Source organism: Capsulimonas sp. (assembly GCF_039929585.1).
In the GTDB taxonomy this organism is placed as follows: Bacteria; Armatimonadota; Armatimonadia; order Armatimonadales; family Capsulimonadaceae; genus Capsulimonas.
Genome location: NZ_JBDSQY010000212.1, coordinates 25,204 through 39,775, shown reverse-complemented (window position 1 = coordinate 39,775; position 14,572 = coordinate 25,204). Strand labels below are relative to the sequence as shown.

Annotated in this window: 13 protein-coding genes and 1 pseudogene; 6 read left to right on the top strand and 8 right to left on the bottom strand. The window is 61.3% G+C overall.

From position 1 onward, the window contains the following. From ABIZ35_RS15690 to ABIZ35_RS15660, 7 genes and pseudogenes are all read right to left on the bottom strand, one after another. Window positions 1–241 (bottom strand): annotated as a pseudogene (locus ABIZ35_RS15690) (trehalose utilization protein ThuA); the annotation flags it as partial. Window positions 242–260: 19 nt separating this feature from the next. After that, window positions 261–1,670 carry a class II fumarate hydratase gene (locus tag ABIZ35_RS15685; RefSeq protein WP_348220860.1) on the bottom strand — a complete coding sequence of 470 codons (1,410 nt, stop codon included), beginning with the start codon at window positions 1,668–1,670 and terminating at the stop codon, window positions 261–263. Between the two features lie 39 nt (window positions 1,671–1,709). Beyond that, complete coding sequence (locus tag ABIZ35_RS15680; RefSeq protein WP_348220859.1) at window positions 1,710–2,348, bottom strand: redox-sensing transcriptional repressor Rex; 639 nt, start codon at window positions 2,346–2,348, stop codon at window positions 1,710–1,712. A 128-nt stretch (window positions 2,349–2,476) separates the two neighbouring features. After that, window positions 2,477–3,529, bottom strand: a complete 1,053-nt coding sequence (locus ABIZ35_RS15675; RefSeq protein ID WP_348220858.1) for a tetratricopeptide repeat protein — start codon at window positions 3,527–3,529, stop codon at window positions 2,477–2,479. A 2-nt stretch (window positions 3,530–3,531) separates the two neighbouring features. Continuing rightward, complete coding sequence (gene dut / locus ABIZ35_RS15670; RefSeq protein ID WP_348220857.1) at window positions 3,532–4,014, bottom strand: dUTP diphosphatase; 483 nt, start codon at window positions 4,012–4,014, stop codon at window positions 3,532–3,534. Next, a complete protein-coding gene (locus tag ABIZ35_RS15665; RefSeq protein WP_348220856.1) occupies window positions 3,995–5,656 on the bottom strand; it encodes an ATP-binding protein in 1,662 nt (553 codons plus the stop codon). The genes dut and ABIZ35_RS15665 overlap by 20 nt, the downstream gene beginning before the upstream one ends. Before the next feature lie 3 nt (window positions 5,657–5,659). Continuing rightward, the gene (locus tag ABIZ35_RS15660) at window positions 5,660–6,373 is read right to left on the bottom strand and encodes a C4-type zinc ribbon domain-containing protein (RefSeq protein WP_348220855.1); all 714 of its coding nucleotides are present in this window, start codon (window positions 6,371–6,373) and stop codon (window positions 5,660–5,662) included. Window positions 6,374–6,548: 175 nt separating this feature from the next. Here ABIZ35_RS15660 and radA point away from each other — a divergent pair, with 175 nt between their 5' ends. Then, complete coding sequence (radA, locus tag ABIZ35_RS15655; RefSeq protein ID WP_348220854.1) at window positions 6,549–7,946, top strand: DNA repair protein RadA; 1,398 nt, start codon at window positions 6,549–6,551, stop codon at window positions 7,944–7,946. Further along, window positions 7,943–9,982 (top strand): hypothetical protein, encoded by a 2,040-nt coding sequence (locus ABIZ35_RS15650; protein WP_348220853.1) that lies wholly within the window; start codon window positions 7,943–7,945, stop codon window positions 9,980–9,982. Before radA ends, ABIZ35_RS15650 begins: the two co-directional genes overlap by 4 nt. Before the next feature lie 16 nt (window positions 9,983–9,998). On the opposite strand, the gene ABIZ35_RS15645 is transcribed toward ABIZ35_RS15650, so the two are convergent. Next, a complete protein-coding gene (locus tag ABIZ35_RS15645) occupies window positions 9,999–10,403 on the bottom strand; it encodes a hypothetical protein (protein ID WP_348220852.1) in 405 nt (134 codons plus the stop codon). 171 nt (window positions 10,404–10,574) lie between these two features. On the opposite strand from ABIZ35_RS15645, the gene ABIZ35_RS15640 reads away from it, so the two are divergent. The 4 genes from ABIZ35_RS15640 to ABIZ35_RS15625 all read left to right on the top strand — a co-directional run bounded on the left by ABIZ35_RS15640 (window position 10,575) and on the right by ABIZ35_RS15625 (window position 14,554). Next, window positions 10,575–12,578, top strand: coding sequence for a helicase C-terminal domain-containing protein (locus tag ABIZ35_RS15640; protein WP_348220851.1), 2,004 nt, complete (start codon window positions 10,575–10,577; stop codon window positions 12,576–12,578). Then, window positions 12,575–13,126, top strand: coding sequence for a cob(I)yrinic acid a,c-diamide adenosyltransferase (locus tag ABIZ35_RS15635; RefSeq protein ID WP_348220850.1), 552 nt, complete (start codon window positions 12,575–12,577; stop codon window positions 13,124–13,126). Before ABIZ35_RS15640 ends, ABIZ35_RS15635 begins: the two co-directional genes overlap by 4 nt. Window positions 13,127–13,155: 29 nt before the next feature. Next, the gene (bcp, locus tag ABIZ35_RS15630) at window positions 13,156–13,632 is read left to right on the top strand and encodes a thioredoxin-dependent thiol peroxidase (protein ID WP_348220849.1); all 477 of its coding nucleotides are present in this window, start codon (window positions 13,156–13,158) and stop codon (window positions 13,630–13,632) included. 97 nt (window positions 13,633–13,729) lie between these two features. Next, entirely contained in the window at window positions 13,730–14,554 is an 825-nt protein-coding gene (locus tag ABIZ35_RS15625; protein ID WP_348220848.1) for a glycoside hydrolase family 43 protein, read from the top strand. Window positions 14,555–14,572: the final 18 nt, after the last annotated feature.

Sequence of the window (14,572 nt, the reverse complement as noted above, 5' to 3'; positions counted from 1 at the left end):
GAACTTCCTCATGGCGCGCATGGCCCCACCAGATGATGACATCGGCATCGGCGATGGCCTGTTCCGACAAGCCTTGCTCCGGATCGTCGATGTTTGCGGCCACGGCTTCGATCCGTCCCGCTCCGTCTTCGTTCAGAAACGCCGCGATTGCGCCGTTGATGCTTTGCGGATAAACTTCGCGCGGCGCGTGCGCCGGCGCTTCGTCCCAGACCAGCACCTTGACCGGAGTTTGCTCAGTCATAATCGTCTCCTCTGGAGAATTATTCCCCGCCGGCGCCGACGCCCGGCTCGGTCATTTTACGCGCATCCAGCAGTTCCGCCGCTTGATCGGCGGGGAGGATATTTTCGGACGTTACTAAGTCGCGTACAGTCTTCTTCTCATCCACCGCGCGCTTCGCCAGCTTCGCCGCGCTGTCGTAGCCGATGACCGGCGCCAGCGAGGTCACCATGCTCATGGACCACTCGACCAGCGATTCGGCTCGCTCTTTATTCGCCGTCAGTCCATCAATTGCCTTCGTCGTGAAAACATTGACTGAGTTCGACAGAAACGTCAGCGATTCCAGCACATTGCGCGCCATCACGGGCAGCATCACGTTCAAGTCCAAGTTGCCGTGGGTGTTCGCGATCGTCACGACGTTTGCATTGCCGATGACCTGGGCGCACACCATCATGAGCTGCTCGCAGATGACGGGATTGACCTTGCCGGGCATGATCGAGGAGCCGGGCTGCACGGGCGGCAGTGAAATCTCACCGAGGCCGCAGCGCGGTCCGGAGGAGAGCCAGCGGACATCGTTCGCCACTTTCAGCAGCGAACTCGCCACGGTGGACAGTTGGTTCGCCAGCTCCACGGCGGCGTCCTGGCTGCCCTGCGCTTCAAAATGGTTCTCCGCCTCGACAAACGGCAAGCCGAAGCGCTCCGCAAGCCGCCCCGAAACGCCCGCGCCGAAGCCTACGGGAGAGTTGATCCCCGTACCGACGGCGGTGCCGCCGATCGCAAGCTCCATGAGACGCGGCTTTACCGATTCGAGACGCGCGATGGACAATTCGACCTGACGCGCCCATCCCGAGGCTTCCTGGCCGAGACGAATGGGCGTCGCGTCCATCAAGTGTGTGCGGCCGATCTTGACGATATCATCCCACTCCGCCGCCTTCTTGCTGAGGGCCGCGTGCAGGGTCCGCAGGGCCGGGAGAAGATTGTTCTCCAGCTCCAGCGCGGCGGCCACATGGATGGCCGTCGGGATCACGTCGTTGGATGACTGGCTCTTGTTGACATGGTCATTGGGATGCACGGGCGTCTTGGAGCCGATCACGCCGCCCATAATCTCGATGGAGCGGTTCGAAAGCACTTCGTTGACGTTCATGTTCGTCGAGGTGCCCGAACCCGTCTGGTAGATATCGACGACGAAATGATCATCCCAGCGGCCTTCGATGACTTCATCGGCGGCCTGGTAGATCGCCTTCGCGATGGTCTCGTCCAGCAGACCCTCAGCCACGTTCGTCTCGGCGCAGGCGCGCTTGATCGCGCCAAGCGCCAGGATAAACGGACGGGAGAAGCGAACGCCCGAAACCGGGAAGTTGTCGACGGCGCGCGCGGTCTGAGCGCCGTAATAAGCCGTGACAGGTACGGCGAACTCACCCATGGAGTCCTTTTCGATACGTGTTTGCGTCATGAGAATTACCTTTGGGTTGGAGGATTTCGAAGCAAACGTCTAGGTCGGCGTTTCGCTGGAAAGGTGATAGGAAAGCACGGCGAGTTCCTGCAAAAACGAGACGTTTCGCACGACGACCCGCTCCGGGACTTTCAAAATAATAGGAGCAAAGTTGAGGATTACGCGCACGCCGGCGGCAATGGCGTCATTCGCCACATGCTGCGCCGCGTTTGCCGGAACGCAGAGGATCGCGATCCGCGCGCCGATCTTCGCGTTGACTTCGCCCAGCAGGGTCTCGTCCAAAACCGTCAAATCGTTCTGGCGTCGGCCGATCTTCGCCGGGTCGCGGTCGAATGCGGCGGCAATGTGGAACTTGTGCTCCTGCAAGCCGGGATAGCCGATCAGCGCGCTTCCCAGGTTACCGGCGCCGACGACGATGACGGGCTGCATTTGATCGATCTTGAGGATCCGTGCGATGCGCCCTTGAAGCTCGGAGACATTGTATCCGACGCCGGGTTTGCCGAACTCGCCGAAATAGGAAAGGTCTTTGCGGAACTGCGCGGCGTTGATGCCGGTCTGCCGCTCCACATCGGTTGAGGAAATGGTCTCCACATGGGAGGCGTCCAGATCGATCAAGTAACGGAGATACGTCGCCAACCGCTCCAATGTCGGCATCGGCACTTTCGGGCTGCTATTCAACGTAATCTTCCCTCTGATGATCGAGCTTGCCGGGATGGCTCCGCGGTCGTTTGTGAATTATCGCACAACCATTATACAAGGGCGCGGCGTGGCGCGTCAACCCCCGCCTGCTTGAGCGAAAGCCGTGTTTAGGAAGCAGGAGAATCGATCACGGAGCCGGACCACCAGGGATGCGTCAGCATCTGCTGGCGCTGCGCGCCGGTCATTAGCGCGATGTCTCCTTCCAGCAGCGTCTGGTTAGCGCGGCTGACATCGGCGATCGCCGCCAGCGATGCGCCGGAGATCGTCGAAGCGTCAGTGGAAACAGGTGTGAGCACCCGGACGGTAACGTCGGTGTAGGTGGAAGGGTCGGTAAGGCGCATCGCGGAATGGGCCGCGCGCAGGATAGCGATTGCGACCGTGTCCCGGTTGAGCGACACGCTGTCTTTCGCGGCAATTAAGATCGAGACCGTGGCGCGGCCCACGCGCGGGTCCGATTGAATATCCGTGACAGTGACCCCATGTCCCGCCAGGTCCGTGTCGGCGCGCATGCCTGCGAGCAGACGCTGATCGGCCGCCTCGCGGACATCGGAGAGTGAGCCGCGCCCCTCCCCTGCGTCGGTGGTGGTAAGCCCGTCGGAGGTGAGGACGACTGGGGGCGTGGCGATCTGCGACTGGGCGGCGTTCCCGGCGCTGTGGGAACGCGACACCAGCATCGCGACGATCACGATCGCGAGAACCACGGCAGCGGAAGAAAACGCCGTGATGCGCAGCGTTTTGAAGGGATCGCGCACCCAGCCGGCCTTTTCCTCCGCCGGCATGACCGTCGTGGCAATGGGGGGCTGTGGAGGCGGAGCAGGCGCGGGCTTGGTCCGGTCCAGCACTCGGCTCTTTTGCACCAGAAGCCGCTCAAGCTTCTGCTGATCCGCCGGGCTGTCGGGATTGATATCCAGCGCCATCCGATACCATTGGATGGCGTCGTCCAGGCAGCCTTTGTTCTCGTAGATGTCGCCAAGAAGGCTATGAGCGGCGACGCTTTGCGGGTCCATGCGCATGGCGGCCATGCATTTCTCCACGGCGTCGGGCCAGTTGCCGCGGATGCGGCACAGATTGGCCTGCGCTAGCAGGGCATAGACTTCTTGTGTCAAGCCGTCCGCCGTCGCACACGACGCCTGGCCGTCATAATCCATCGCCTGGGCCAATACTACTCTCCCATTCTTCCCATGCCCGTATGGCCGAAGCCGCCTTCATGGCGGTCGGTCGCGGGCAGCTCTTCCACGGCGCTCCACTCGATGCGCGTCACGGGCGCCGCCACCATCTGAGCGATCCGATCTCCTCGCCGCAGGATGACATCTTCTTGCCCCAAATTGATGAGAGGGACTTTGATCACGCCCCGATAATCGCTGTCCACCGTCCCTGGCGAGTTCAGCACCGTCAATCCATGGCGCACGGCGAGACCGCTGCGCGGTCGGACCTGAGCTTCATAGCCTGCCGGCAGCGCAATCCGAATACCGGTATCGACCAATAAACGCGCGCCAGGTTTAAGAATGGCGTCTTCGGTCAGCGCCGCGTACAGGTCCATACCGGCGGCTTCGGCGGTGGCGTACGACGGCAGCGGCAGATCCAATGCATCCGGCTCGCGCTGAATGCGAACGACCAGATCGCCGTTACTTGGAGGCAAGGCCATGGGGCGCCTCCGAAATATGCGCCTGCGAAATCGGCAGGATCAGCGTAAATGTCGTTCCGATCCCAGGCTCGCTCTCCACGGTCACATGGCCGTGGTGCGCTTCAGTCAGCGCCTTGACCAGCGCCAGGCCAATACCCGTGCCGCCGATCTCACGGTTGTCGCGGTTGTCGACACGATAGAAGCGCTCGAACAAGCGCGGCAGATGCTCGCGGGGAATGCCCATCCCCTCATCCGTAATACGGATGGAGACATACCCTTCGGTTCCTTCGACATGGCGGCCGATGACACGCACGGCGCCGCCGCGCGGCGAGTACTTGATCGCGTTGTTGACGAGGTTCGTCAGGATCTGATCGATCTTGTCCGGATCGGCTTCAATCGTCGGGAAGTGATCCGAGAAATCCAGACTTAAGACATGGTCCTTCGTATAAGCGCGCTGCGCCGATAACACCTTCTGGGCCAGCGTCACCACATCGACTTGTTCCCAGTACATCTGCATCGAGCGGCCCTGCTCGATACGGGAGATGTCCAGCAGATCCTTGATTAATCTCGTCAGACGGTCGCATTCCGTGTCGATGATCTCATAGAACTCCCGGCGCGTCGGTTCGTCGTAAAATCCTTCGTTATCCGCCAGCAGCGTCGAGATAAATCCCTTGATGCTGGTGAGCGGCGTGCGCAGCTCATGCGAGACGGTCGAAATAAAGGCCGTCTTCATCCGTTCGACGCCGCGAATCTCCGTGATATCGTTGAAAATCGCGACGATTCCCACGGTGGCGCCCTGCGTGTCGCGTACGGGGGCGCACTGGACTTGGTAAATACGCTCGCTCTGGTCCTCGGTCGCCGGGATACTGATTTCGTCGGCCAGTTCCGGGTTTTGCGACGACAAAGCGCGGCCCAGGAGAATACGGATCTTGTCGTTATGGATCGCCCGGTAGTAGTAAACGCCGATCAGCGGGACATCGGGCTTGATGTTGAGGATCGCGCGCGCGGACGGATTGATCTGCTGCAAGCGCCCGTTCATGCCTACCATCAGCAGCCCGGCGACCAGGCTGTCGATCGTCTGGATAAACTCCTGTTTCTCCTGAACGACTTCCCGGTAAACCTGCGCCGACGAAATCACGGCGGCTGCGTTCATCGCCATACGCTGGAGCAGGCGTACGTCTTCATCGGTGAACTTTCCCCCGCCCCGTTTATTGAAGACGTGCAGCACACCGACCACCGTCCGGTCCAGCACACGATTGTCCTCGTCGCGCTTCTCCACGACCAGCGGCACCGAAACGGCGTTTCGGACGCCGTAGCGCGACAGGTTCTCGACGATTGCGCGCGGATCGCACAGCGCATCATAGAGGATCAGCGGGACATTGTTACGAAACACCTCGCTCGAAACGCCATCTTCCGAGATCGATCGCTCCATACGAGCGAGGTCTTCCTCGGTCAATCCGAGGGCGGGACGCGTCGGGTAGAGTGTGCCCGCGACGGGATCGTGCAGTAGGAAAACGCACTTTTCCGCCTGGATCACCTTGGCGATCCGGTCCACCAGCCGCTTCAGCGTTTCCTCGAAGTCGGCGACGGGAGGCGTCGCTGCGGCGCTGGCGGCGAGCGCGGGATCGGCGGTAGCCGTCGGAGTTATGGGTTCAATCGCCATGGTTTATTTCGTGAGCATGCGGCCGCAGTTTTCGCAGATGGCGAGATCGTCGCCGCCCAGCGCCATGTTGATGGCCTGCGAGCCGAGCTGCATATGACAGCCGCCGCAGGTGCGGTCGACCACGCGGGCGATGCCGACGCCGGCGGCGCGCGCGCGGATATCGTCGTAGCGCTTCAGCAGGGTCTTGTCCTCGATCTGCTTCGCCGCCTCATTGCGCTGCGCGGTCAGCTCCGTCAATTCCCCGCCCAGGGTTCCAAAGCGCGAATGATACTGCGCGACCGTCGACTGATGATGTCCTTCGGCCTGAACCGCTTCGGCGTCGGCAAGTTCGGCGGCGGTCTTCTTCGCTTCGGCTTCTTCCATCAGCTCCAGCACGCGGCCGTCGAGGTCCGAGCGCTGGCGTCCCAGCGACTCGATTTCCTTTTCCAGGTTGGCGAGTTCTTTCACGTTGGTGATCGCGCCCTGGTACATCCGCTGCTGGTTGGTCTTCGCCTTGTTCTCGACCGAAGCAAGCTTCAGCTCGGTGTCCTTGAGATCGGCGGCGATCTTGTGATACTCCTGGTTCGATGCGTTCGCCTGGGCGCGGATCGCCGTCGCCTTGGTCCGCGCTTCGGCGCCGTTGTCCAGTCCGGCCTGCGTCTTTCGCGTTCGCTGAATTTGCGTATCGATCTGCTGCAGTGCGAGCAGCGCTTCGAGCGTCTCACGCAATAAGGGCATAAGGGTTCTCCATGCGCCACGCGGCGCTTACTTTCTTGATTCTAGCACACGGGATATGCGCTGTCAAATGAATCTCGGAGACTGCGCGCTGGAAACAAAAATAGCGTGCATCTGTTCGACGCCGAAGATGGGTTTTGCGCCTTCTGTCCACTGGATATCAGGTACAATAACACCTATGGCGAAGGGAATTCAAACACGGCATGTGTGCCGCGAGTGCGGCTACGAAACGCCGAAGTGGCTTGGCAAGTGTCCGGGGTGTGACGCCTGGGGCACGCTGGAAGAATCGGTCACGATCACTCCCTCCAAAACAGCCATCGCACGCACCAACGGCGCGGCGACGCTGGGCCTGATCACGCGTGCGCAGCCGACGCGGCTGACGGATGTTCCAAGCGTGGCTCTGGAAGGCCGTCTCTCCGCGGGCCTTACGGAGTTCGACCGCGTGCTCGGTGGCGGCATCGTTCCCGGCGCTCTGATCCTGGTGGGCGGCGATCCCGGCATCGGTAAGAGTACTCTGCTGACGCAGGCGGCGGGATTTTTGGCGAACGCCGGCGGGACCGTTCTCTATGTCTCAGGCGAAGAGTCGGCGACGCAGATCAAGCTGCGCGCCGAACGCCTCGGCGTCGCTTCCCCTAACATCTTACTGCACAACGAAGTCGATGTGACGCTGATCGCGTCCACTATCGCGTCCGAGCGCCCGTCCGTTGTCATCATCGACAGTATCCAGACGATGACGCATCCGGAAATTGACTCGGCGGCGGGCAGCGTGTCGCAGGTGCGTTCGTGCACGGCGATGCTCGCGCAGGCAGCCAAGGGGCACGGCATCCCCATTTTCCTTGTCGGGCACGTCACCAAAGAAGGCGCGCTGGCCGGGCCGCGCGTGCTGGAGCACATGGTCGATACAGTCCTGACGTTCGAAGGAGATCGGCATTACGCGTATCGTGTATTGCGCGCCGTGAAGAACCGTTTCGGATCGACGGATGAGCTGGGCCTGTTCGAAATGCGCGAGGAGGGACTGGCGCAGGTCGCCAATCCAAGCGAAATGTTTTTGTCCGAGCGCAGCGAGCGCGTCACTGGGTCATGCGTTTCTCCCATTGTGGAAGGCACGCGTCCTTTGCTGGTGGAAGTGCAGGCGCTCTGCGCGCCGTCGTATCTCGCCAGTCCGCGCCGGACGTTTTCGGGCGTCGATTCCAATCGTGTCAATCTGATCCTCGCCGTTTTGGAAAAGCGAGCAGGCTTAGCGCTCGCCAAATATGATGTCTTCGTGAACATCGCGGGTGGCGTGCGCGTGGACGAACCGTCGGCGGATCTGGCCATCGCGGTCGCCACCGCGTCGAACTTCCGTGAGATCGCCGTGAACGAGCATACGGTGGTCGCCGGGGAAGTGGGCCTCGGCGGCGAGGTGCGCGCCGTCGGCCATATGGAGCAGCGACTGCGCGAAGCCGGGCGCATGGGGTTTAAACGCGCGATCGTCTCCGCTCGTTCGCTCGCGGGCCTGTCCAGAGCGCGCCTCGGCATTGAAGTGATCGGCGTGGACAACGTGCATCAAGCAATCGATAAGGCGTTCCGGTCTTGACGCGGGGGCTTTATCTTGCGCTGCTGGTTTTGTTCGCGACTGTCGCCTTCAGTGTATCGGCTGCCGCGCAGTCCGACCAGCGTGTCGCCGTCATGCTGCTGCTGCGGCCGGCGACGCTCGACGATTGGAAGGCCGCTCCGGCGCCCAATCTGCATCGATTGCTGGAAAACGGCGCCGTCGCGCTGATGAACACGCGCGCCGCGCGTGTTTCTGGCGACCGCAGCCGCGAAAGCGTGTCGAGCGCGGTTCTCACGCTTGGCGCTGGCGCGCGTGCGGCGTGTGATCCCCTCGACAGCGCTTTCACGCCTTCCATAAATGAGGTTTCGCCCGGCGTGAAGGCCTGGGAGCTGTTCGAGCGCCGAATGGAGCAGCAATCGGCTTCGTCAGATCTGGTCGCTTTGAACTGGCCGCGTGTGCTAAACGCAAATCGCGGCGTCGGTTACCGTGTCGCGCCGGGCCGGCTCGGAAAGACCCTGAAGAGCGTCGGCGCTGTGATTTACGCGACGGACAGCCCGTATGCGCCGCTCGTCGCGACGGATGGGGATGGCGTCGTGGCGGCAATTCCCATCGATTTCTTTTTCTCCTTGGCGCCCAGAGTGAACACCGCCGTCATCATGGATGCTCCAGCCGACTGGCCCGGCGCCGACCGCCTGGTGGGAAAGGCCGCGCAGTACGCGCAGCGATACGGCGCCCGCCTCATCATTTTGTCGCCCGCCGTGGATGACCGTGAATACGCGGCGGGCTATCGATTGGCCCCGCTGGTTATCGCCGGGCCGGATATCGCGCCGGGCCTGCTCACAAGCCGGTCCACGCGCACGCCCGGTCTGATCGCGAACACGGATGTCGCCGGCTTTGTCGCGGGGTACTTTGGCGCGACCTTGACCGCCGCCGACAGTACCGCAGAGATTGACTTTAAACAGCCCAGCTACCATCACGAAGCGGACTTTGCCGTGCGCCCAGCGGCACGGGCTCTCCAGATCCTGGAACGCCTTGACCGGAAGGCGGCGATCCAGCGGCAAGGAATGAAACTGCTGCCTGTGTTCGCGGTGATGGCCGGGCTTTTGATCCTGGCTGTCACGTTGCTGCGTCTTCGGAATGTCCCTACCCCGGACATTCTTTCTCTGGTTTTGGGCGCGGCGATTGCCGCCTTTGTCGTCAGCCAGTCCGTCACGTCCTTTGTCTTTGCCGCCATCATCCTGCTTTCCACGGTGCTGTCCGGCGCGCGCGTGGTTGGCGCCTCTGTGGCGCTGCAAGGATTGTGCGCCGTGATCTGGTGCGCCGTCGTGCTGCATATGCTTGCGCCGCTCGGACTGCTGAAGTTCTCGCTGCTGGGGTATTCGATTGTCGAAGGCGCGCGTTACTATGGCGTGGGCAATGAGATGATGGGCGCGCTTATCGGCGCCGTTCTCGTGACTGCCGCAAGCGCGGAAAAGGCGGGGGCGCGAAGCGCCCTGCTGATTCTTGTTTTGGCGACGGCAGGCTTGGTGGGCGCGCCGCAGGTCGGAGCGAAAGCGGGCGGCGTGATCGTTTCGGTGGGAACGCTGCTGGTTTACTTCGGCTCGCTGCGCGGCGTCCGGTGGAATGTGGGCCGCGCGGCGATCGTTGTCGGAGCGGCTCTGATGGTCGTGCTCGCCGTCGCCCTGCTGGATTCGCATCTCAATCCGGGACGCCAATCGCATTTAGGACAGGCGGTGATGGGATTGCGGCAATCGGGCGGTAGCGAATGGGCAGACATCGTGACGCGCAAGCTTGCCGTGGAAGGCCGGCTGCTGTGGCGCAGCGCGTGGGCGCTCTTGCTCTGGGGAGCGATTGCGGGCGTATTGACATCTCGTCGCGTCGTCTTCACTTCGGCTTCTGTGCAGACACGCGCAATCTATCAGGCGGGCCTGGCGGCGATTGGGCTGTCCGTGGCGTTCAACGATGCGGGTGCTGTCGCAGGCGCGCTGTGCGCGGCGCTTCTCTGGTCGTACTGGTCGCTCAAGACGACGGGCTCGAAGGACGATCCGCGATCGTCCTTCGAGCCCGTGTCTACGTAATGACTAGCAGGATCCGTTACATGCTGCCGGACATCATGGCGCCCTTGCCGCTGTGTTCGTAGGCTGTTTTATAAGCAGCGATCTGGCTCTCGACTTCACTGGAGTCCATGACATCGTTCAGGCGAAGGTTCGCCTTCTGGGAGATCATACCGAAGCTCTCGCCGCGCTGAACCATCGCCAGTACGGCGTCGAAACTCCAGCCGGTCATCCAGGAGACTTTCGCCACGGTCGCGACCTGCGAATCCGTCAGGCCATACGTTTTCGCATGCTGAAGGTCCGAGTAGTCCCACATCGGATGGATCAAAGGTTTGTAATCGATGCCGCTCATTGAGGACATGTCGGCGGCGCGCGTTGCGGGCGCGGAGAAGGACAGGAATGCAGCCGCGACGGCTCCGGCAATACAAAGGGTTCGGATTTTCATTATCATTCTCCTCATTCGGTCTGGTCTTTTGGTAACAGGGTTGGAGTTCGGGGTCTTCGGAAGTTTATCCCTCGGAACGTCGCTCTCCACACCGGAGTTTTAACCTGAAATGCGGGGATCTAAACATCAGCGGCGCTGCGATGGGCGCGGACAGGTACAATAAAGGACAGAATGAGCAGTAAGATCGATTCATTTTTCGCTAAGAACGGCCTCCTCGCGAAAGCCCTGCCGGGATTCTCCGTTCGGCCGCAGCAGCAGACCGTCGCCACCGCCGTACTCCAGTCGATGCGCAAGCGCGGCGGCGTCTCCCTCATTGAGGCTGCGACGGGCGTCGGTAAAACCCTCTCTTACTTGATCCCCGCCGTGTCCATGGCGACACCGGAGCGTAAGGTCGTTATTTCCACTCAGACCCTCGCTCTGCAGAACCAACTTTTGGAGAAGGACATCCCATTTCTACAGTCGATCTGGCCAACGCCATTTGAAGCCGCCGTGCTCAAAGGCAGGGGCAACTATCTCTGCCTCCAAGACTATGATGTCTGCCGGGGCGAGCTTTGGACCGCCGGCGATCCGCAGTTCATTCAAATCGGCAAATGGAGTGGAACGACCGAGACCGGCGACGTGGCCGAGCTTGATTTCACGTATCCTGGCTGGATGGATATTCGGGCGAATGTCGATACCTGCAAGGGCCAGGAGTGCCGCTTCTTTGACCGCTGTTTCTACTACAATATGAAGCGCGAGGCGCAGGACGCCAGCATCCTGGTCGTCAACCATGCGCTGTTCTTCAGCGATCTCGCCGTGCGCGGACGCGGCGAGCAGAACGCGAACTTGCTGCCGGATTATCATTACGTGATCTTCGACGAAGCGCATCATCTGGAAACCGCCGCCGCCGGCGCCTTTGGGGTCGCCTTCTCGTCGTCACGTCTTCCGTCGCTCATCGATAAAGTCAAACGCGCCTCGCGTCGGCTGGATCTGGATCAGGAGCGTCTGAAGGCGCTGGAGGCGTCCAGCCTGGAGCTATTCAGCCCCTTCGCCGGAATCAACAAGCCCGATTTCAACGTGGGCGAAGCCTTGGAAGGGCCACACGCGCTGAAGAACGCGCAAACGCAAGTCGCGGGCGTGGGCGCGCTGCTGGATCGTCTGGCTTTGGAACTGCTCAAGCAGGACACCAGCGGTGATCCTGTCATGAAGGATCGGATCGATGGCCTGCGTCGCCAGTGCACTCGCGCCAAAGAAGAATTGGCGATGATCTTCCAGGGCGAAGACGAAAATTATCTGCGCTGGGGATCGCAAAATCGCGGCGGACGCCGCGGCCCGATCACAACCCTGCACTACACGCCGATCTCCGTAGCGCCGCTGCTCGGCCCCACCCTCTGGGCGCACAACCGGCGGGTCGGCGCCACGCTGATCTCGGCGACCCTCTCCACCAACGGCAGCTTTGAATATCTTCGCGAGCGCCTCGGCATTCCTCCCGAGGACACCAAGGTCACGGAAACCCTCGTCGATTCTACGTTTGATTACGCCGCCAATACGCTGGTTTACATCCCGCGCCGTCTGCCGCCGCCAAGCGAAGCGCCGGGTTACGCCTACGAAGTCGTCGAGGAGATCATCCGTCTGCTCGACGCCTCCAAAGGCGGCGCATTTTTGCTGTTCACCTCGCATCGGGCGCTTAATGTCGTGCACGAGCAGCTGCTGGGAGCGAACTTGCCCTACCCGCTGCTGCGTCAAGGGGAGATGCCGAATGCGCGCCTGGTCGAGGCGTTCAAATCCCAGGAAAACGCCGTGCTGCTCGGCGCACAGTCGTTTTGGGAGGGCGTCGATATTCCCGGCCACGGACTGCGCCTCGTCATCATCGACCGTATCCCCTTTGCCATGCCGGACAGCCCCCTGCACAAAGCGCGCGTCGATCAGATCACGGCCGAAGGGGGCGACTGGTTCAACGACTACGCCCTCCCCCAGGCTCAGCTTCGGCTCAAGCAGGGCTTCGGCCGCCTGATGCGCGGCGTCGGTGACCGGGGCGTGGTCGCCCTGCTCGACACGCGCCTCGTGACCAAGCGCTACGGTTCGGACATTATGAAGTTCCTGCCCCATTCGCCGGTGACCCGTTTCATGGAAGACGTCACGCGATTTTATACGCCGGAAACAGAGGCTCAGCCTTCGGAAAAGTTACCCTTATGAAGATCTACACCAAGACCGGCGACGCCGGTGAAACGAGCCTTTACGGCGGCCAGCGCGTCTCGAAGGACGCCCTGCGCGTCTGGGCTTATGGGACCGTCGATGAGTGCAACGCCTTTCTCGGCGCGGCGCTGCCGCTGATCGAGGACGCCCAGGTGCGCGCCGTGGTCACGCGCATTCAAGGGGAGCTCTTTGAGGTCGGCGCCGATCTCGCAACGCCTCTGGAGCGTGGCGACACGGTTCCTCGAATCCAGGACGACGCCACGGAGCGTTTGGAAGCAGAGATCGACGCCTTTGAAACGGAGCTGGAGCCGCTGCGACACTTCATTCTTCCTGGCGGATCGCCAGGCGGCGCGCAGCTGCACATCGCGCGCGCCGTCAGCCGCCGGGCAGAGAGATTGGTGACTTCGCTTGCATCCCAGGAGCCGGTCAGCGGCGAATTGCAGCGTTATCTAAACCGTCTCAGCGACCATCTTTTCGTTCTCGCTCGTCTCGCCAACCACCGGGCGGGCGCCGCCGAGCCGATTTGGGAGCGCCCAGCGCGCCCGTAACTCTTACTAAACATCGAAGGAGAGATACAATGTCCGAAATCACCGTTGGCGCCGAGGCCCCCGCTTTCAGCGCGCCCGCCGTTACTCGCGAAGGCGAAAGCACAATTTCGCTCGCCGATTACCTCGGCAAGTACGTCGTCGTTTACTTCTATCCGAAGGACGATACCCCCGGCTGCACCACCCAGGCCTGCGGCTTCCGCGACCATCGGCCCGATTACGAAGCCGTCGGCGCGGTGATCTTGGGGATCAGCCCCGATGACGCCACGTCCCACGCCAAGTTCTCGGAAAAGTTCACGCTCCCCTTCCCGCTCGTCTCCGATCCCGACCACGCTATCGCCGAGGCTTATGGCGTTTGGAAGGAAAAGACGAACTACGGCAAAACCTATATGGGCATTGAGCGCACGACATTCGTGATCGACAAAGACGGCAAGATCGCGAAGATCTACCCACGGGTCAAAGTCGATCAGCATGCCGAAAAGGTTCTGGAGTTCCTGCGGAGCTTGTAAACAGATGTGGATTTTCAGCTATTTTCGGCAGATCTATGGCGATCGCGTTGAGATTACTCCCAACGGCGTCGAATCTGTATTATTGACAGAAGAAACGATGTCGTCTGAATCGCTCCATCTGGCCTATAGCGACGATGGAGTGAAGTGGACGCCGCTCAACGACAACAAGCCCGCCTTGAACTCAATCGCCGGACAGTACATCATCCGCGATCCCTTTATTCGCAAGGGGCCGGACGGATGGTTTCATTTGGTGGCGACCGGCGGGCCGACGCGACGCGACATCGGCTACGCCCGATCCCGCGATCTGGTGACTTGGGAAGATCAGCGCTACATCCCCATCATTCGGGGCGATGAGCGGGCGCGAAGCGCCTGGGCGCCAGAGTTCTTTTACGACGAAGATCAGGAAAACTACTTCGTTTTCTGGTCGACATCTTATGGAGAACATGGCTGGGACGATAGCCGGATCTTCTGCGCCCGCACCAAAGACTTCGGGACGTTCACGCCGCCAAAAATTCTTCTCGACGCCGGGTACACGGTGATCGACGCCACCATCGTTCCCTGGAATGGGGTGTGGTATATTATCTTCAAAGATGAGCGCTTCGGCTACAAACACGGCGAGCATCGATTTATGCGCGTCGCAACTGCTCCCGCGCTCGATGGTCCTTATACCGTTGTCACCGAGGCGATTACGCCGCAGCTCACGGAAGGACCGTCGCTTTACCGTCCGTCGGAGTCCGGACCGTGGTATCTCGCCTACGACTATTGTATGGCGAACGGATATGGCGTCTCTGTGTCTGACGATCTCCTCAATTGGCGCATCTTGCCCGAGGCGGATTTCCCTGTGAACGCGCGGCACGGCAGCGTCTTTGAAATCACCGACGCCGATTTCGAGCGTCTGCAATCAACGCTGAGCGCAAAATAAAAAAAAAGCGCCCTCCCC